Below are 18,452 nucleotides of genomic sequence, written 5' to 3'. Positions count from 1 at the left end.
AACTCAGGACAGCGGGGAGACACTTACAGCTTACTCCGCTTTATTCAGCGTCATAGAAACCCAGTTGCCGTCGTAAATGTTTGCGGTATTCCATACTTCCAGGCCGATGGCTTCCATATTTTCTGTTGTGGGTTTAGTTTGCCGGTACACTTCTATTAAATGGTAGCCATGTTTCTGCATCACATCACCGGTCACCTCCAGTTTTTTATAACCCGATTGCTCTGAAGCTGCAATAAAAGCCTCCATGTTTTCTTTGCTGCCGAATGAAACCCGCACAACTATTCGCCGCTCTTCGTTTACATCCATATTATTCTTACGCAACAATGTGGTCAATGCATCTGCATGATAGTACACTTTGTGCAATCCTGTCAGGTCTGTCACTTCATTCAGTGCTGTGCGCCCCTCAGATCTTGTTATCCATGTAGCATACTTTTTTCCTGCTTGCATATCATAATGCTTTTCTATTGCTTGCCGGATGCCTGCGGTGTCGTTAGTACCGAAGAAGAGCCTGGGTATACTATCCCTTTGCAGGTCAGTCTGCTCTTTAGTATAGATCACACCTGTTTGTGTGAAATTCCCCCACTCATATGTACCAAGGTAAGTAGCCCCGGTTTGTGCTGCTACCTGCTTTGTCATTTTATCAATATCAGCACCCATATCATATTTCACCTGTTGCATGTAAACAGGCCCGGTGCTTACTATGTAAGTAAAAGTAGCAGCCTTTTTGCCCAGTTCCATTACTACGTTAAAATCATCCAGTCTTTTATATACAATGCGCTTTTCGTTAGTGCGGAGGTTTTTGTGTACTTCTATGTCCAGTTTTTTCGACGTGTAAGTTTTGCCGTTGCCACTCCGCATTGTGCCGGGGGCTATTGTCTGCTTACCCGTCTTCAGCGGTTTAAGGTCATACGATATGGTTACACTGGTATCATATGCTGCCTTGCCGTTCTTCATGTGCATGTTGGTTTGTTGCCCGTATATGGGGCCTCTTACTATTTCAAAGCCCTCAAAGCCCGGTGCGGTGAATTTTTGGGCACAACAGCCCGTATACGTATAGCTGATATGTAACTCTTCATTCAGTGCGGCAACACGGCTCGTTGCCTTCACTTGTAGTACCTGTTCCTGTGCAAAAGCAGTACAGGTCGTCAATAGCAACAGGATCGTGGGTAGTTTTTTCATAACAGTTAAAAATACAGCAAAAACGGAATTGTATGAGCCTGAGTTTATCCGTCGACTACTTGAATTGGCATATAAACAGATCTCTATTACGACTCTGTGAGCGGTATTAAATCTTCTGTTCAACACCCCGTCAGAAAATGTGGAACAGAAAGGGTCTATAACAAATACCTGCAACTAATTCATACCCCCAAAACGGCCTCAACATAAATAGGAAGTATATATATGTAAAATAATATACAATAAAACAATCTTTTATATATTAATAAAAAATATTTTAAAAGTCGTAATGAGATTATAATTATTTGCCATAAATACTAATTTTATATTAATAAAAACTTACTTCTATGATGAAACGAATCAAATTACTATTAGGACTGTATCTTGCAGTTTTTGCAAGTTGCCACCCCCCAACTGATGACATTAGCTTAGGAGACCTTGAACCTCAAGGTTACCAGGTAATACGCGATTGTACCTACGACGACTTAGGCGGCGTAATGGATTTTGTACTTTCACAGCCCTCGTTTAACTCCGGGCTACCATTTTCCACTACTGTCGCCCCAACACATTGGACGGCGCCAGTTGCTATAGACTTGTCAACAGATGAAATGTGCAATGGCAAAGGTTATGCTAACCTATTCTCGTGGTATGGCATGAATCCGGTTATACCATACTATACTTATTCCTGGGCGGGGCCATCAACAATAATTAACCGGGTTGATCTGATCAACGATTTTCCTATTAAGAGAAATGGGCAGGCCGGTGACGTTATTACTTTGTGTAGCGGTACAAATTACTTCAATAGCGGACAAGGCGTTACCGCAAACCTGGCTGCTAATGGAATTTACACATTGGATGCGCCAGGGCAAAAGCAAGTATATTTTGTATTACCTGCTCAGCCAGCCTTTTGGGGTGCGCTAGATGGGACTGCAGGAAGGAACCTGTGGATAAACTACAGGATCTCAAATATAGCTTGTGATGGTGTTATTGTTACAGGTGGACAAGAGTATAGCGTTGCTAAGAACGGCTTCGCTAATAATATTTTTGGTTACGGTGCAGAAAAGTTTGCGACAACAAACTTTCAAGCTCTGTACGATTTCTGGTCAGACAATGTTATTACCGTTGGCATTGCGGCATCGAATACGATGACCACCGCTCCACCGGACATTGCAAACACGAAGGTATTTGACCCTTCAGTTCCCTCAACAGAAACCCCTCCTGCCGGCATTACCAATAACTTTGTAGGAGAACTTAGTATTATTAACGGCGGATATGAGATCACGGATCGGCCTACAAATCAGAGCATGGTTCCGGGAAGTACAATATGGATACATGTCCTGGCTAACTTCGGTAACGAACAAATTGATCAGTGGAAAAGTGTGGTATTGACAAACCAAAGCCAGTTGTATATGGGCCTCCATAGTGAAATAAGGGGCAATTTGAACACTCAAACTCCTGTCTATAACATTACATTCTATAAACAATAACTAAAATAATTAACTCATGATAAAGGCAAAAATATTATTCGCTGTATTAGCTGTTGGCTTGTTATTGACTGCATGCTCAAAGCAAGAAACAGGAAGCACAACGCTTGTCCTTACCGTATCATATAATACCAAAGAGCTGGTCGAAGGTGCTGATGTGCGGATCTATAAAACTTTTGATGAATTCAAGGTCCACGGAAAAAGCAGCTATGGATCACAAAAAACTGGGGCTGATGGGCAAGTGACTTTTACGAATCTCGAACCAATAGAGTACTATGTTTATGCAGAAAAAGACGGTTCTAGTAATATGGGGTACGCAAATAAAGCCGGCCCGCTGACTGACAAACGTAAACACATAGGTAAAGTAACGCTCATCAGGTAGCGCATATTGGAAGTTGTCCCCCAAAAGGACAACTTCCAATATCACTGCATCATATTAGATTATCATCCTGCACAGATATCTTATTCCCTTTCTCTTGGTGGTTATAAATAAATTCAGTTTTATTGCTGAAGTCCATAAATGTAATGCATTCCCCCCCCCTACCATAAGTCCCGGAAAATGTTATATTAAACAGTATAAAAATTTCATAATAATTACTAATTGTTGTATATTTGATGTGATAAAAAACCTTCCTCCCTTCCTTTTGAGGCAAGGGGCAGCTTGTGCAGGGAAAGATCCGGTCATTGCTATATAGCCCTCAATTCGCGAGACTGCTTGATCCTCCGCAGGGACGAACTGGAGAAACACAATAAGATCCTCCTTGTCCTGAAAATCCTGTATATCCTGATTCAGACAATAAAATGTAAGAATAGATAATATATAAAAGCAAAAGATCACCCCTCACCACCATGCAAATCACCATAAATAACACAAAATCACATATAGCTGACAGTCAGCCATTTATTTTCAAATGGGAAGATATTTTTCTGAATACCCCCTGCAATTACTTAACAAAACATAACAAAACGATACAAAACAGCAGCAGGCAGGTAGCACGGGTCAAATACAGTTATATATCAGGCAAAACGCCATGCAATAAAATTGCCGTATTAAGGTGTTGCTCAGTTTCAGGTTTTCACTTTATACTTTTGACTGCCCCGCGCCACTTATTTTCCACATTCCACGATGTTCCACGGAAATGTGCGGGCAGGACATTAACTTTGTTATACCCGTATGGCTACGGGCCAAAATATAAGGAGATCATGCAATTTACGTATTACGGACATGCTTGTTTTATGGTGGAAACGGCGGGAAAGAAACTCCCGTTCGATCCCTTTATATCAGGCAACGACAACGCAAAAAACATTGATATTCAAAGTATTGAGGCAGATTACATTCTGCTGTCGCATGGTCATGGCGACCATATAGCCGATTGCGTGACGATAGCAAAGAACACAGGCGCGCCTGTTATTGGCATGCTGGAGGTGACCAACTGGATAGCCAAACAAGGCTATGAGAATGTAGTGGGTATGAACCTGGGGCAGATGCAGGCCGAATTCGGCACTGTGCGTATGACACCGGCGGCACACAGCAGCAGCCTGCCCGACGGCAGCTATGGAGGTAATCCCGCCGGTTTTGTGATCACTACTGCCGATGGCTGTTTCCATTATACTGGCGATACCTGCCTGGTCATGGATATGCAGCTGATACCACGCTATGGCAAGCTGGATTTTGCCGTTATGCCCATCGGCGGCCACTTTACCATGAATCCAGACGATGCGGTGACAGCGGCTGATTTCATACAATGTAACAAAGTGATAGGCGTACATTACAATACATGGCCGCCTATAGCCATAGTGCCGGAAGCGGCGCAAAAGAAATTTGCTGATGCAGGAAAGGAGTTATTGCTACCCGCCATTGGCCAAACAATAACAGTTTAATTGAATATATCACCACGATTCGGGAAAAAACAGTATTTTAAAACCGGTTAGTACAAACAGTACATATGTCAAAAGTAATTGCAATAGCGAATCAGAAGGGAGGGGTAGGTAAGACCACTACGGCTATCAACCTGGCGGCCAGCCTGGCAGTGCTGGAATATAAGACACTGCTGATAGACGCCGACCCGCAGGCCAACAGTACTACTGGTAATGGCTTCGACCTGAAAAATATACAACTCAGCCTGTACGACTGTATGGTGAACGAAACACCCGTGTCGCAGGTGATATTGGAGACGGAAACGCCGAACCTCTACCTCATACCATCTCATCTTGACCTGGTAGGTGCCGAGATAGAGCTGATACACCACCCCAACCGCGAGCACGTGATGCGCATGGCGCTGGAGAGTGTCCGCGACCAGTTCGACTTCATTATTGTAGACTGCTCACCATCGCTGGGCCTGATAACGGTGAATGCCCTTACGGCTGCCGACAGTGTAGTGATACCGGTACAGTGCGAGTACTTTGCCCTGGAAGGTTTGGGCAAATTGCTCAACACGGTGAAGATCGTACAGACACGTATCAATACAGAATTGCAGATAGAAGGCATCCTGATGACGATGTATGACGGACGCCTGCGTTTGTCCAACCAGGTAGTAGAAGAAATTAAGAATCACTTCGGAGAGTTGGTGTTCAATACCATCGTTCACCGCAATACCCGCCTGGGCGAGGCGCCGAGCTTCGGCACGCCTGCCCTGATGTACGATGCTGAGAGTACAGGTGCTGTCAACTACCTGAACCTGGCCAAGGAGATATTGCAGAAGAACGATATGACGAAGATCAAAAACGAAGATAAAATATTTGAAAACGGCAATCATGTCGACTAATAACAAGAAACAGGCTTTGGGAAAAGGTATTCGCGCTTTACTGAATACTATTGATGAGGAGATGCAGGGCTCTGACGAGAAGGCCGCACCGCCTTCCGTCACAGGGCAGAATGCGGGTAGCATTATGCGCATACCTGTAGACCAGATAGTGGTGAACCCAAAACAACCCCGCCGCGATTTTGATGAAGCTGCCCTGAGAGAACTTTCAGAAAGCATCAAGCTGCACGATATCATTCAGCCGGTAACGGTAGTAAAAATAAGTCCTGTAAAATACCAGCTTATTTCGGGCGAACGCCGTTTGCGTGCCTCTAAACTGGCTGGACTGAAAGATATTCCTGCATACATACGTACCGCAGACGACCAGCAGATGCTGGAAATGGCCCTGCTGGAAAACCTGCAGCGCGAGAACCTGAATGCTATTGAAATAGGCCTGAGCTATCGCCGCCTGATGGATGAGTGTGATATGACGCAGGAAGAGGTGGCGGAGCGTATGAAAAAAGACCGCTCTACCGTAACCAATTACCTGCGCCTGCTGCGCCTGCCCCCCGATGTGCAGAAAGCCGTAAGGGATGGTGAGCTGAGTATGGGTCACGCCAGGGCTATCATTGGCCTTGAGCAGGTAGACCAGCAATTGTATGTCTTCCGCGAGGTAAGGGAAAAAGGCCTGTCCGTCAGGCAAACAGAAAAGCTGGTGAAGGATATGGCTAACCCGGATAGTGGTAAGTCTTCTTCGTCTAAATCAACTACGGTAAAATTGCCGCCAGCCTACAAGCGTATCGAAGACAGTATGGCGTCTCACTTTTCTACCCGTGTAAAAATGGATCGTAAGAAGAATGGCAAAGGCACCATCAGTATCGAATATTATAATGATGAGGACCTGGAGCGCATCATGAAACTGATGCACCTGGATTAAGATAATTATGTTACCTGACAATTGGCAGAAACAGGCTAAAGAGCACCAGAAGGCATACAAGCGTATGCTGGAAAAAGGTAACAAGAACAAGATACTCAATGCTCTGCCGGAGTTGCACGACGAGGCATTCCGGCAGATAGATTGCCTGGAGTGCGCCAATTGCTGCAAGAATTATTCCCCGCGTTTCAAGAACCCCGATATCAAGCGCATAGCCAAAGTTTTGGGTATGAAAGAGGGTGAATTGGTAGACCAATATCTGAAGCTGGACGAGGATAATGATTATGTATTGAAACAGTCGCCTTGCCCCTTCCTGGCAGAGGATAATACCTGCAACATCTACGACGACCGCCCGAGCGACTGCCGGCGTTATCCATATACGGATGAAGATGTTATCATAAAGCGGGTGCCACTAACGTTAAAGAACGCAACGGTTTGTCCCATCACATTTCATGTGTTGGAGCGCCTGCAGGAAATAGTGGATAATAAATAAATTAGTTCAGTGTAGCATCAACGCTTATCTGTGCCGTCAGCGATTTGGATATGGGGCAGTTCTTTTCAGCATCGGCCACCAGCTCATCGAACTTTTCTTTGGAGATGCCGTCAATTTTGGCTGCCAGTGTAATATGAGATGTTTTGATGGCGCCATCCTCTAAAGACACTACACATTTGGCGTTCAGCTCAGTGGCTGTAAAGCCGGCGCCATCTACCAGGAAGGATAGCTTCATACAGAAACAGCCTGCATGCGCTGCGGCTATAAGTTCTTCGGGATTGGTACCAACACCCTCTTCAAAGCGGCTGGTGTAGGAGTATTGTGTTTGGTTGAGTGTCGTGCTTTGCGTGGTCAGGTGACCTTTACCTTCTTTACCCGAACCCTGCCATACGGCTGTAGCGTTGCGTTTCATATGATGCTCTTTTTAGATCGTAAATGATGGATACAATTACGCTAAAAATTATGGTATGGCAAAACGATATAGAGAAAGATGATAGGCTACTGCCTGTGCTTGATGTTGGTGTAGGTATAACTGATGGTCTTGCCAACCACAGTTACCTCTACCTCAACCACGCGGCCATGCCCGTGGTTGTCTGTCACCACATAAGTAAAGAACTTATTAGTGAACAGCTTTTTTGTTTCAGGCTTTTGAATAGTTGTTTGCATAAATAATAAGATCCCACTATTGTAGCAGGAACTTAAATTTCAACTATATGTTTCAAATAGAAAAAGAAATATCCCTTCTTAACGAGCCATTAGTAAATACAATATTACTGCCACTTGTGGCCTTTCAGTTCTTTCCTGTTCTGTCGTACGATCACATCGGTCACAAGGTTGGTTTTCCGGTCTCTTATGAAATAGAATTCAATGTCTACGGAAGCCATAAAGAATTCATCCGGCTTTTTATCGGCCAGCATGGTAAACTCCTCGCCATTGGTCATTTTACCCCAAAGCAGTTTATCACGTGTGTATACATTCATGTCCTGGCCATTCTCAAACTCATAACGTCCTTCGTAGCTTTCCAGCCTGCGTTGCTCCAGGAACACAGATTCTCTGCGTTCAGGAAGGGAATATGGTTGGTCATACAAGGCGGCCTCAAGGTTATCGGCTATTTTGAATACTTCACTCTCAAAATCATTATTCATCAGGATAATAAATGTGGTGTCCTCAGGTATCATAAAGCAGGAACTGACAAAACCATACGTTTCACCGGTGTGTCCTACTGCTTTCTTGCCGTCAATCTCTTTTACCTGCCAGCCATAGGCGAAGCCGTCGCCTTGATCTGTGGTCATAGTTTCCCAACTATTCTTCTTTAGTATCTTATTACTCATCATTGCTTTGAAGAACCTGTTAATGCCCTCGGCACTGGTGAAAAGCCCCGCGGATGCAAAACTTATGGTTGAGTCGATAGGGAAAGCCGGGATAAAACGGGAAGTATTCAGTATATCATATCCCTGTGCCTTGTCCCAACTGGCAAACCCTCCGAAATTGAACCCTGAGTTCTCTATTTTTAGCGGATCAAGTATGTATTGTCTCATAGCAGCATAGTAGGTAGTATCAGTTACTTTTTCTATTATCATGCCCAGCAGGTAGTAATCAGACGTGGAGTATTCTGTTTTTGATCCCGGTTTAAAGTTCAGAGGTTTGTTTTTAAAATAGCCCATGAGTTCTTTCCTTTCCATAGGGGCAACTACGCTTTTCAGGTACAGGCTATCATTGTTCATATAGTCATATACTCCTGAACGGTGTGCAAGTAGTTGTTTCAGAGTTATTTTCTTGCTATTCGGGAAATCCGGCAGGTACTTAGATAGGGTATCGTTTATGGATAGTTTACCCTCTTCCTGTAGTTTAAATACGAGTGTTGAGGTAAACATTTCTGTTGCTCCCCCGATGATATATAATGTTTTCTTCGCATCAATATTGCCGTAATCAACCGCACGAATACCGTAGCCTTTATATAACAACTCTTTGCCATGATGTGTTACTAGCGCACTACCGTTATATTTGGCCAGGTTCTTCCAGTGTGTTACAATGCTGTCCAGTTCTCTGCCTTTATCCTTTGCTATTGCTCCTGTAGATATAATAATACCGGCTGCAAGTGCCAAGATCTTCTTCATTATTCGTCTCATTTATCGGGCTAAACTAAATAAATTGAATGTATTAACCAGTAATATGGCTCTGTACCAGGCCTTTAGGCTAATCATATAACATTTGTTTTAGAATTACTGCTTTATAGACGGGTATTTATGCAAAAAAGAAAGGTCCCCGAATGGGGACCAGTCATATTAGGATGAAAAAGATCAGATGTTGACTTTCTCTCCTGTATCCTTTATTTATTATTCCTGGGTAGCAGTGTACACTACGTCTACTGCATAAGTACCTGCAGGGTATGCGAAACCTGGAGTAGCTTTATACTTTACACTGAAAGTCTGGTTGCCACCACGGTCAGCTGCTGTGATCAGGTCCTGGTTAGAAGCTGTCAGCGTAGAGTAAGCAGTTGAAGAGAACGGGCTGGCTATAGAACCACCTGTACCGTTAGCTGTTACTTTTACTGCCAGAACACCACTTACAGGCATTGTTGGAGCCGGGGTAGTGTTACCTGTATATGAGAAGTTTGTAGCGTTAGCTTTAACAGCTACTGAGAAATTCTTGTTAGAACGTACTTTCAGTTCCTGTGCATCACTCTCAACACCGTTAGCGTAGTCGTTAACTGTTGTGAAAGGGATAGTCACGTCAGCACCTGTAGCAGAGCTGTTACCTGTGAAAGTGATCTCGATTGCGTTGCTGAGTACCAGGTTGGTAGTTTGAGAAGCAGAAGAGGTCTGGTTAGCCTGGTTTTGAGCGTTAGCTGCGAAACCGATTGAAGCGAAAACTGCGATTGCGATGATCTTTTTCATAATTGTTTGTTTTTGTTAGTTTGGTTGTTTGTTTAAAAATGTTTGTTGTTTGTGTTTGTCGTTATTGACGATACAAAGATGCGACGCCGGTACACATTTGAGAAATATTTAAGCCCGGTTAACCATGTGTTTGCAACCCGCTAACCAACCGTTAACAAATCATATTCGGGGCAAAACAACTCAGATAGCATGTGTTACCAGGCACTTCCGGAGTTACACATAACAAGAAAGGAGCCTTACGGGGCTCCTTTCTTAATATTACGAGTTTGAGAAACAATTACTCTTGAGTAGCAGTGTACACTACGTCAACCGCGTAAGTACCTGCAGGGTAAGCGAAACCTGGAGTAGCTTTATACTTTACACTGAAAGTCTGGTTACCACCACGGTCAGCTGCTGTGATCAGGTCCTGGTTAGAAGCTGTCAGGGTAGAGTAAGCAGTTGAAGAGAACGGGCTGGCTATAGAACCACCTGTACCGTTAGCTGTTACTTTTACTGCCAGAACACCACTTACAGGCATAGTTGGAGCCGGGGTAGTGTTACCTGTGTATGAGAAGTTTGTAGCGTTAGCTTTAACAGCTACTGAGAAATTCTTGTTAGAACGTACTTTCAGTTCCTGTGCATCACTTTCAACACCGTTAGCGTAGTCGTTAACTGTTGTGAAAGGGATAGTAACGTCAGCACCTGTTGCAGAGCTGTTACCTGTGAAAGTGATCTCGATCGCGTTGCTCAGAGACAGTTGAACTGTTTGAGAAGCAGAAGATGACTGGTTAGCCTGGTTTTGAGCGTTAGCTGCGAAACCGATTGAAGTAAGGAACGATGCGAATAATACTATCTTTTTCATTTTGTTTGTTTTTGCTTGTTGTTTGATTGTTTTGTTTGTTCGTTGTTTTGTTGATACAAAGATGCGATGTTCAACTACATTGGAGAAATTTTCGAACCCGGTTAACGGCGGGTTAGCAAGCGGGTAACCATTCGTTAACAAAGTTGGTATTATGATGGCAAGCTTATGTTGATACGTGTGATATATGGATAGTATTGTGGACTAAATGGATGATTATTAATAGTTTGTAATGAATTTGTTCCAAACAAGCCTCTATAACAATAAAACCACCTGGATCAACAGGGATTGCCATAATTAAGGTAAGCTTATTACCTTTGCGCCTTGTATGTTAAAAGTGAGGTTGGTTAACAAATCGTCGCACCCACTGCCGGAGTACCAGACTACGGGCTCTGCGGGTATGGATATAAGGGTCTTTCTTGAGGAACCGGTAACGTTGCAACCACTGGAACGAAAGCTGATGCCTACAGGTCTGTATATAGCATTGCCTGAAGGTTTTGAGGCACAGATACGCCCAAGGAGTGGTCTTGCTATAAAACGCGGGCTGACCCTGGTAAATACTCCCGGTACCATAGACAGCGATTACAGGGGGGAAATTATGGTTCCGCTCATCAACCTGTCGTCAGAACCCCAGACCATAAATGACGGGGAAAGAATAGCCCAGATGATCATAGCCCGTTATGAGCAGATAGGCTGGGAAGCTGTAGCAGAACTGGATGCCACAGACCGAGGAAAAGGTGGTTTCGGGCATTCGGGCGTTAAATAATTATTATAAATAATAAACTATAAAAAACTGAATTGATGAATATCATTATCCCTATGGCCGGCATGGGAAAGCGCATGAGGCCACATACACTTACCACTCCTAAACCCCTGATACCGGTTGCCGGTAAGCCTACCGTTCAACGTATGGTGGAGGATATCATTAATACATCGGGCGAAAAAGTAGAAGAGATAGCCTTTATTATAGCGCCAAGCTTTGGTGAGGCTGCGGAGAAAAACCTGTTGGCCATAGCTGAAAGGTTGGGCGCTAAGGGTAAGATATGTTACCAGCGCGAAGCTCAGGGCACGGCACACGCTATACTGTGTGCTTCTGAAAGTCTGACCGGGAATGTGCTGATAGCATTTGCAGATACATTATTCAAAGCCAGTTTTAATTTTGATGCGAGTAAAGATGCTATCATATGGACGCAAAAAGTAGAAGATCCTTCGGCGTTTGGTGTAGTAAAGCTGAATGACAAAGGCGAGATAGAGGCATTCATAGAAAAGCCTAAAGAGTTTGTCACCGACCTGGCCATCATCGGGGTATATTATTTTAAAGACGGTGATAACCTGAAGAAAGAGTTACAACGTCTGATAGATGAAGACATCAAGCTGAAAGGTGAATACCAGATCACTGACGCTATGGACCATATGCTGAAAAAAGGCATGAAGTTCTACACAGACCTGGTAGAAGAATGGCTGGATTGCGGAAACAAAGACGCAACGGTATATACTAACCAAAGAATACTGGAGCTGAAAAAAGATGTGGAAGAGTTGGTACATCCGTCTGTTGTTATCAATAACTCTGTAATTATTCCTCCTTGTTATATTGGAGAGGGTGTGGTGTTAACCAACTCTGTTGTAGGTCCACACGTATCGCTGGAGAGTGGTGTACAGGTAACTGATTCAAGGATAAGCAATAGTATCATACAATCTGATAGCATTGTTAAAAATGTATGCCTGCAAAACTCCATGTTGGGTAAAAGCGTATCTTACAGTGAGAAGCCACAGGACTTAAGTCTTGGAGATTTCTCTACCCGGTCATGATATTAAATAAAAGGAACATTATTCTATTAAGTGGTCTCCTGGGCTTTTGTTACTACACATCAGCACAGGAGATCGATACTATTCCACCTAAGATAAGCGAGGGTAGCAAGCTGAATGCTATCGCCCTGCATTACGATGCTGTACGCGACCGTAATAAAGGTGATAATGCTGAAGCTGAACAAAAATTGCGTAACGCTATAAAGTTTGATCCTGAAGGTGCAGGCTTGTATTACGACCTGGCGCGTATCAATATGTCGCGTAAGCAGATGGGCGAAGCGGAAAAAAATCTCAAGAAAGCCATTAAACTAGAGCCAGGCAATAAATGGTATAAGGAACAATACGCCATTTTGTTGCTTGACGAAAACAAGTTCAAACAGGCAGCTGAAACATATGAAGAGATACTGGCAGAAGATGAGCATAATCGCGAATATCTGCAAACCATAGCCTACCTGTACCAGCGTGCAGGTGATAAGGATAAAGCGATCGCTACATTTGACAAACTGCTGAAAATGTATGGTGATGATGAAGAGTTGCTGGAAGGGAAATTACAATTGTATCTGAACAGTAATGACCTGGATAAGGCTGTGGAGGTAAATAATCTGCTGATCAGCATTGCACCCAATGAAAGTAGCTACTATGTACGACTGGCAGAAATGTATAATAACAGCGACCAACCGGACAAGGCTGCTGATATATATAAAAAGGCAGAGGAGCTTTTCCCGGACGATCCTAGTATACAGTTAAGCCTGTCTGAATATTACAAAAAGAAAGGAGATAAGGCTAAGTATAAAAAATACGTAGAAAAGGTAGTGACCAATAACGCGCTGGAGCCTTCGGAACAACTTACCGTATTGGGGGGCTATATTATTACAGCAGAAGATAGTACAGATAGAGAATTTGGCCTACAGCTGGCAAAGACAGTTGCCGAACAAAACCCTGAAGATGCAAGGGCCATAGCAGCATATGGCGACATGTTGGGTATCATGGAGCAATGGGATGCCTCTGCAGAGCAATACAAAAGATCAGCAGAGCTGGAGCCTGCCAGCTACGTAGTATGGAAGACCTTGTTATCCGTATACCTACAGGAACAAAAACCCGACTCTATCGTAAAGTATAGCGAGCGGGCTTTGCGGCTATTCCCCAACCAGGCGCAACTTCATTACCTGAATGGTGTAGCCTACAATATGAAGAAGGATTATATCAAAGCGGTGAATTCGCTGGAACGGGCCATTGATATGATGCCGGAAGAGAATAAAGGGGAGTTAGCTGGTATGTATGCAACACTGGCTGATATTTATAACAATAGTAAAGACTACGAACAATCGGACGAGAATTTTGAAAAGTCACTCAAGCTGTCACCTGATAATCCTACTACATTGAATAACTACAGCTACTACCTGTCTGAAAGAAATGTACGGCTGGCAGATGCTGAAAAGATGTCTAAACGATCGCTGGAGCTGGTACCCGATCTGCCCACCTTCCTGGACACCTATGGGTGGATATTGTATAAGCAGGGCAATTACAAAAAGGCTAAAGAGTATGTAGAAAAGGCGATCGAGAAAGAGGATGAAGCTGCCAGCGCTACTTTGTGGGAACACCTGGGAGACATTTACTATAAGCTGAATGACCACAACAAGGCTCTCGAGTGCTGGCAGAAAGCAAAAAAACTGGGTACGGACAGTCCGCATATAGACAAGAAGATAAGTGAGAAGAGATTATATGAGTAGGACCTTAGTCATATTGCCGTTTTTATTGCTGGTTCTTTCATCGTCTTGTAAACTCATAAAGAAACCTGGGCAGAATAATACTACTGCCGATTCAACTTCAGTATCCATTGACTCCTTAGCCATTGATGCCGAAACAAGGCCTTTAATAACTGTTGAGGAGCCGCCTGTACTGGAAGAACCTCCTGTTAGCCCGGCAATGAATACCGAAAAACTGGCGCTTATTGACAGGTTGATACCTTTATGGCAACACCAGGTTGTTTTCAATACTTTTAAAGGCAAGGCGAAAATGCACTACGAAGGCAGCGGCCAGCGGCAAGACTTTGCCGCAAATATCAGGATGGCCAGGGACAGCGTAATATGGATACACATCACTGCCGGCATGGGTATTGTAAATGTTGCCCGTATACTGATCACGCCTGATAGTTTTCAATTAGTCAATTATTTGTCTAAATCGGTAATTAAAATGCCGATAGAAGAGGCACAGTCATTTTTACCGGCAGCAGTAGATTTCCACTTATTGCAGGACTTATTGATAGGGAATGTACTGAATCGTAGCGGTATACCTACAGATGCGGCCGATATGGGTGGTGTATGGATACTTGATATGGAAGGTAATGATGTGAAACAACAGGTAAACTATAATAAGGCAGACAGTACTATGCGTAGCCAACAGGTACTGGCGGGCAATAACGGTTTTTCCGGGGCGATACAGTATGGCAATTATTCTATCATCAACAGCAGGAAGTTTGCTATCAACAGGGCAATCAATATCAATAGTAACAATGACCTGCATTACCTGGATATGACCTTTAACAATGCCAGTTTCGATGAGGAGTTAACTTTCCCCTTTTCTATTCCCGATAGTTATACCCTGAACAAATAACAGCGTTAAAAATTGTCTATAATTGAGAGTAGGGTCAAATTTTCCTTTCTTTCCTGTTATATTTGTTGCACTTAGAATAAACTGGGAAACAGGATGAAAGTAGTAATATTTGCAGGTGGACGAGGGACACGCATTGCTGAAGAATCGATACTGAGACCTAAACCGATGATCGAGATAGGTGGCAAGCCCATACTGTGGCATATCATGAAGATATATGCTGCTTATGGACATACCGAGTTTATCATCTGCCTGGGCTATAAAGGCTGGATGATCAAGGAGTATTTCATCAACTATTTTATGCACAACGCAGATGTTACTGTCGACCTGTCGAATAACCAACTGGAAGTGCATAATAATTTTGCGGAGCCTTTCAAGATATCACTGATAGATACAGGCCTGGACACCATGACAGCCGGCAGGTTGAAAAGGGTATTGCCCTATACTAATAACGAAACCTTTATGCTTACTTATGGCGACGGCGTAAGCGATGTGAACATAGATCAACTCCTGGATTTTCATAAGAAGAGTAGTAAGATATGCACCATGACGGCAATACAAGCTACCAGCCGTTTTGGTGTGATAAAAATGGAGGGCGACGGCACGATCACGAAGTTTGAAGAGAAGCCGGAAGATAGTGGTACATGGATCAATGGCGGTTTCTTTGTAATAGAACCTGGTATTAAAGACTACCTGCCTGAAAAAGCGGATGACATCATGTGGGAGCGTTATCCGATGGATAAGCTGGCGGAAGAAAGGCAGATAGCAGCATACAAACACAATAACTTCTGGAAATGTATGGATACCATACGCGATAAAGAAGACCTGGAAAACCTCTGGGAGACAAAACCATTGTGGAAAAAATGGTAACAGCAAAGTATTTACAGTCAGTATACAAAGGTAAACGTGTGTTCCTGACAGGACACACTGGCTTTAAAGGTGCCTGGATGATGCAGATACTGCATTGGCTGGGTGCTGATGTGAAAGGGTATGCTTTACCCCCTGAAAAAGATAAAGACCTGTATAACCAGGTGAAGGGTGATAACTTCTGTTACTCATCAATTACAGAAGACCTGCGCGACCTGAAAAAGTTGCATGGTGAGCTGGTGCGTTTTGATCCGCATTTTGTTTTTCACCTGGCAGCACAATCGTTGGTGAGGCGTAGCTATGAGCAGCCTGCCGACACGTTTATGGTAAATACGCAAGGCACTGCGCACATGCTGGATGCACTGCGCGATGTAGGGCAGGCATGTGTAGCCCTGATGATAACAACAGACAAGGTATACCAGAATCCGGAGCGGGGTACACCTTTCAAAGAGGATGATAAGCTGGGTGGTTATGATCCGTATTCTGCCAGTAAAGCAGCGGCTGAGATAGTGATAGAGTCTTACCAAAGATCTTTCTTTAATCCGGCAGAGTATAATAAGCACAGAAAATCAGTAGCATCTGTACGTGCTGGTAATGTAATAGGCGGTGGGGACTTTTCTGATGACCGTATTATACCGGATATTGTCCGGTCAATAGAATATGGAGAGCCTGTGGGGCTGCGCAATCCTAAATCGATACGCCCCTGGCAGCATGTACTCGAACCCATCGGCGCTTACCTTTTTCTTGCAGCGAAAATGAATGAGCAGCCATTGGAATTCAATTCGGCGTTCAACTTTGGCCCCGATGAAAATGATATGTTGACCGTGGAAGATCTGACCAAAATATTCTTTGACAGGTTTGGAAAGGGCTCTTACAAGTCAGCCGAGCAAGACGGTGCGCTGCATGAGGCAAAATTGCTATTGCTGGACAGCGGCAAGGCCAAGCACACAATCGGCTGGCAACCAAAAATGGATGCAGCCACAGCTATTCGCTGGACAGCTGACTGGTATGCAGATAAAGAAACACCTGCGCACGAAAAATGTATGCGCCAGATAGAAAGTTATTTCGGCAGTTTATAATGAAGTGCCTGTCAGATGTTTGTATTGAGCAGTAGGCAGCAATGATTCATCGAGCTTGAAGTCGTTTTTGTACACTTTGTACAGGTCGCGAATGACCTGCTCATTTTCCACTACGAATCTGAGAGCATCTGCAATGTGATCTATCTCTTCTTCCAGCATAGTGGGGTGCAAGGATATCCTTACCCAGCCGGGCTTTACCAATGCATTGCCTTTTTCTATCTCATGCCTTAGTTCTACCGACCTTTCAAAATCCAGGTCGTTCAGGTAGTGTCCGTAAGTGCCAGCACATGAGCACCCACCTCTTGATTGTATCCCATACATGTCGTTCAGTGCGCGTACTACCATGTTGAAATACAGGTTGTCGAACTGCAAGGACAGTATAGCCTGTCTGTGGGTGACGTTGCTTTCCAATATCTTTACATTAGGCAGCACAGCTACTTTATCCCACAGGCGTTTTCGCAGTACTTCCTCACGTTCCTGTATATGTGCCACATTCATGTAGTCTTTCAATTCTATTGATTTAGCTGCACGTATAGTCTGCAAAAAAGCCGGTGTTCCGCCGTCTTCGCGTGCTTCTATATCATCAAGGTACAAGTGGCTTTCGTACGGGCTTGTCCACTTAACTGTTCCACCACCGGGGTGGTCAGGTACCATACATTTATATAGTTCTTTTTTGAAAACCAGTACTCCTGAACTGCCCGGCCCACCCAGAAACTTGTGTGGTGAGAACATTACGGCATCCAGGTGCTGGTCGGGGTTTTCTGGGTTCATATTGATATCAACATAAGGAGCTGAGCAGGCAAAATCGACAAAGCAGTATCCACCATGTTTGTGCATTACCTCTGCTATTTCATGATATGGAGTATAGATACCTGTAACATTTGAACAGGCTGTTATAGAGGCTATCTTGGTTTGCCTGTTTTTATAGTCTGCCAGCATACTTTCCAGGGCGGCCACATTAGTACCCCCATTATTTGCAGGAGGAATGATAGCGACATCGCAGATAGTTTCCAGCCACGTGGTATGGTTGCTGTGATGTTCCATATGTGTAATGAAAATAACAGGGCGTTCTTCTTCGGGTATGGTTATCTTATCCCTGAAAGACTCATGCAATTTGTATCCTAATATACGTTGCAGTTTGTTGACAACCCCTGTCATGCCTGAGTTGCACGCAATGATCACTTCGTCGTTGCCGGCACCAACGTGCCTTTTTATGCTTTGCAGGCTTTCATGATACAGGTTCGTCATAAACGAGCCGGTAAAAGTAGTTTCCGTATGTGTATTGGCTACATATGGGTATACTTCCTCTATAAGGTAGTCCTCGATAGGCCTGTACATTCGACCGCTGGCGGTCCAGTCTGCGTAAATTATTTTCTTATCTCCGAATGCAGTGGAGAAAGTATGATTAATACCTATAATGTTCTTCCTTACCTCTAGCAGATGTTGTTGCATGTACGCTTATTATTTATCAGGGCTGTAAAATTAACGCTTTATTTAATGTTATTAAAGCGGTTTGGTTGGTCATTT

General features: G+C 43.9%; 19 protein-coding genes. 12 read left to right on the top strand and 7 right to left on the bottom strand.

Annotation, left to right across the window (positions count from 1 at the left end):
* Positions 1-30: 30 nt before the first annotated feature.
* On the bottom strand, positions 31-1,179 hold the full coding sequence (locus tag H6550_15575; GenBank protein MCB9047553.1) for a BatD family protein: 1,149 nt from the start codon (positions 1,177-1,179) through the stop codon (positions 31-33).
* A gap of 344 nt (positions 1,180-1,523) precedes the next feature.
* Here H6550_15575 and H6550_15570 point away from each other — a divergent pair, with 344 nt between their 5' ends.
* The 6 genes from H6550_15570 (at position 1,524) to H6550_15545 (ending at position 6,828) form a co-directional block, all read left to right on the top strand.
* Positions 1,524-2,663 (top strand): hypothetical protein, encoded by a 1,140-nt coding sequence (locus tag H6550_15570; GenBank protein ID MCB9047552.1) that lies wholly within the window; start codon positions 1,524-1,526, stop codon positions 2,661-2,663.
* 16 nt (positions 2,664-2,679) lie between these two features.
* Positions 2,680-3,042 carry a prealbumin-like fold domain-containing protein gene (locus H6550_15565; protein ID MCB9047551.1) on the top strand — a complete coding sequence of 121 codons (363 nt, stop codon included), beginning with the start codon at positions 2,680-2,682 and terminating at the stop codon, positions 3,040-3,042.
* Between the two features lie 821 nt (positions 3,043-3,863).
* A complete protein-coding gene (locus tag H6550_15560; protein ID MCB9047550.1) occupies positions 3,864-4,541 on the top strand; it encodes a metal-dependent hydrolase in 678 nt (225 codons plus the stop codon).
* 65 nt (positions 4,542-4,606) lie between these two features.
* Positions 4,607-5,425, top strand: coding sequence for a ParA family protein (locus tag H6550_15555; protein ID MCB9047549.1), 819 nt, complete (start codon positions 4,607-4,609; stop codon positions 5,423-5,425).
* The gene (locus H6550_15550; protein MCB9047548.1) at positions 5,415-6,338 is read left to right on the top strand and encodes a ParB/RepB/Spo0J family partition protein; all 924 of its coding nucleotides are present in this window, start codon (positions 5,415-5,417) and stop codon (positions 6,336-6,338) included. Before H6550_15555 ends, H6550_15550 begins: the two co-directional genes overlap by 11 nt.
* Before the next feature lie 7 nt (positions 6,339-6,345).
* Positions 6,346-6,828 (top strand): YkgJ family cysteine cluster protein, encoded by a 483-nt coding sequence (locus tag H6550_15545; protein MCB9047547.1) that lies wholly within the window; start codon positions 6,346-6,348, stop codon positions 6,826-6,828.
* Between the two features lies 1 nt (position 6,829).
* Here the strand turns inward: H6550_15545 and H6550_15540 are convergent, their stop codons facing one another.
* The 5 genes from H6550_15540 to H6550_15520 form a co-directional block, all read right to left on the bottom strand.
* Positions 6,830-7,240 carry an OsmC family peroxiredoxin gene (locus tag H6550_15540; protein ID MCB9047546.1) on the bottom strand — a complete coding sequence of 137 codons (411 nt, stop codon included), beginning with the start codon at positions 7,238-7,240 and terminating at the stop codon, positions 6,830-6,832.
* Between the two features lie 86 nt (positions 7,241-7,326).
* A complete protein-coding gene (locus H6550_15535; GenBank protein ID MCB9047545.1) occupies positions 7,327-7,494 on the bottom strand; it encodes a hypothetical protein in 168 nt (55 codons plus the stop codon).
* A 104-nt stretch (positions 7,495-7,598) separates the two neighbouring features.
* Positions 7,599-8,945: a beta-lactamase family protein gene (locus tag H6550_15530; protein ID MCB9047544.1), complete on the bottom strand. Its 1,347-nt coding sequence runs from the start codon at positions 8,943-8,945 to the stop codon at positions 7,599-7,601.
* 219 nt (positions 8,946-9,164) lie between these two features.
* Positions 9,165-9,725, bottom strand: a complete 561-nt coding sequence (locus H6550_15525) for a hypothetical protein (GenBank protein MCB9047543.1) — start codon at positions 9,723-9,725, stop codon at positions 9,165-9,167.
* A gap of 277 nt (positions 9,726-10,002) precedes the next feature.
* On the bottom strand, positions 10,003-10,566 hold the full coding sequence (locus tag H6550_15520; GenBank protein ID MCB9047542.1) for a hypothetical protein: 564 nt from the start codon (positions 10,564-10,566) through the stop codon (positions 10,003-10,005).
* 325 nt (positions 10,567-10,891) lie between these two features.
* Here H6550_15520 and dut point away from each other — a divergent pair, with 325 nt between their 5' ends.
* From dut to rfbG, 6 genes are all read left to right on the top strand, one after another.
* Positions 10,892-11,329 carry a dUTP diphosphatase gene (dut, locus tag H6550_15515; protein MCB9047541.1) on the top strand — a complete coding sequence of 146 codons (438 nt, stop codon included), beginning with the start codon at positions 10,892-10,894 and terminating at the stop codon, positions 11,327-11,329.
* A gap of 35 nt (positions 11,330-11,364) precedes the next feature.
* A complete protein-coding gene (locus H6550_15510) occupies positions 11,365-12,372 on the top strand; it encodes a nucleotidyltransferase (protein MCB9047540.1) in 1,008 nt (335 codons plus the stop codon).
* The gene (locus H6550_15505) at positions 12,369-14,099 is read left to right on the top strand and encodes a tetratricopeptide repeat protein (GenBank protein MCB9047539.1); all 1,731 of its coding nucleotides are present in this window, start codon (positions 12,369-12,371) and stop codon (positions 14,097-14,099) included. Before H6550_15510 ends, H6550_15505 begins: the two co-directional genes overlap by 4 nt.
* Positions 14,092-14,982 (top strand): DUF4292 domain-containing protein, encoded by an 891-nt coding sequence (locus tag H6550_15500; GenBank protein MCB9047538.1) that lies wholly within the window; start codon positions 14,092-14,094, stop codon positions 14,980-14,982. The genes H6550_15505 and H6550_15500 overlap by 8 nt, the downstream gene beginning before the upstream one ends.
* Before the next feature lie 93 nt (positions 14,983-15,075).
* Positions 15,076-15,849 (top strand): glucose-1-phosphate cytidylyltransferase, encoded by a 774-nt coding sequence (rfbF, locus tag H6550_15495; protein MCB9047537.1) that lies wholly within the window; start codon positions 15,076-15,078, stop codon positions 15,847-15,849.
* Complete coding sequence (gene rfbG / locus H6550_15490; GenBank protein MCB9047536.1) at positions 15,843-16,925, top strand: CDP-glucose 4,6-dehydratase; 1,083 nt, start codon at positions 15,843-15,845, stop codon at positions 16,923-16,925. Before rfbF ends, rfbG begins: the two co-directional genes overlap by 7 nt.
* Here rfbG and H6550_15485 read toward each other — a convergent pair.
* The gene (locus tag H6550_15485; protein MCB9047535.1) at positions 16,920-18,377 is read right to left on the bottom strand and encodes an aminotransferase class V-fold PLP-dependent enzyme; all 1,458 of its coding nucleotides are present in this window, start codon (positions 18,375-18,377) and stop codon (positions 16,920-16,922) included. The genes rfbG and H6550_15485 overlap by 6 nt on opposite strands.
* Between the last annotated feature and the right edge of the window lie 75 nt (positions 18,378-18,452).

Source organism: Chitinophagales bacterium (assembly GCA_020636495.1).
GTDB lineage: Bacteria > Bacteroidota > Bacteroidia > Chitinophagales > Chitinophagaceae > UBA5543.
Note: the sequence above shows the minus strand (reverse complement) of the source record. Positions and strands in the feature narration are given on the sequence as shown.

Coding starts and splice junctions, on each gene's coding strand:
- H6550_15575 (MCB9047553.1), bottom strand. CDS start 1,179: ATGAAAAAACTACCCACGATCCTGTTGCTATTGACGACCTGTACTGCT.
- H6550_15520 (MCB9047542.1), bottom strand. CDS start 10,566: ATGAAAAAGATAGTATTATTCGCATCGTTCCTTACTTCAATCGGTTTC.
- H6550_15550 (MCB9047548.1), top strand. CDS start 5,415: ATGTCGACTAATAACAAGAAACAGGCTTTGGGAAAAGGTATTCGCGCT.
- rfbG (MCB9047536.1), top strand. CDS start 15,843: ATGGTAACAGCAAAGTATTTACAGTCAGTATACAAAGGTAAACGTGTG.
- H6550_15560 (MCB9047550.1), top strand. CDS start 3,864: ATGCAATTTACGTATTACGGACATGCTTGTTTTATGGTGGAAACGGCG.
- H6550_15485 (MCB9047535.1), bottom strand. CDS start 18,377: ATGCAACAACATCTGCTAGAGGTAAGGAAGAACATTATAGGTATTAAT.
- dut (MCB9047541.1), top strand. CDS start 10,892: ATGTTAAAAGTGAGGTTGGTTAACAAATCGTCGCACCCACTGCCGGAG.
- H6550_15565 (MCB9047551.1), top strand. CDS start 2,680: ATGATAAAGGCAAAAATATTATTCGCTGTATTAGCTGTTGGCTTGTTA.
- H6550_15535 (MCB9047545.1), bottom strand. CDS start 7,494: ATGCAAACAACTATTCAAAAGCCTGAAACAAAAAAGCTGTTCACTAAT.
- H6550_15555 (MCB9047549.1), top strand. CDS start 4,607: ATGTCAAAAGTAATTGCAATAGCGAATCAGAAGGGAGGGGTAGGTAAG.
- H6550_15570 (MCB9047552.1), top strand. CDS start 1,524: ATGATGAAACGAATCAAATTACTATTAGGACTGTATCTTGCAGTTTTT.
- rfbF (MCB9047537.1), top strand. CDS start 15,076: ATGAAAGTAGTAATATTTGCAGGTGGACGAGGGACACGCATTGCTGAA.
- H6550_15500 (MCB9047538.1), top strand. CDS start 14,092: ATGAGTAGGACCTTAGTCATATTGCCGTTTTTATTGCTGGTTCTTTCA.
- H6550_15510 (MCB9047540.1), top strand. CDS start 11,365: ATGAATATCATTATCCCTATGGCCGGCATGGGAAAGCGCATGAGGCCA.
- H6550_15525 (MCB9047543.1), bottom strand. CDS start 9,725: ATGAAAAAGATCATCGCAATCGCAGTTTTCGCTTCAATCGGTTTCGCA.
- H6550_15505 (MCB9047539.1), top strand. CDS start 12,369: ATGATATTAAATAAAAGGAACATTATTCTATTAAGTGGTCTCCTGGGC.
- H6550_15530 (MCB9047544.1), bottom strand. CDS start 8,945: ATGAAGAAGATCTTGGCACTTGCAGCCGGTATTATTATATCTACAGGA.
- H6550_15545 (MCB9047547.1), top strand. CDS start 6,346: ATGTTACCTGACAATTGGCAGAAACAGGCTAAAGAGCACCAGAAGGCA.
- H6550_15540 (MCB9047546.1), bottom strand. CDS start 7,240: ATGAAACGCAACGCTACAGCCGTATGGCAGGGTTCGGGTAAAGAAGGT.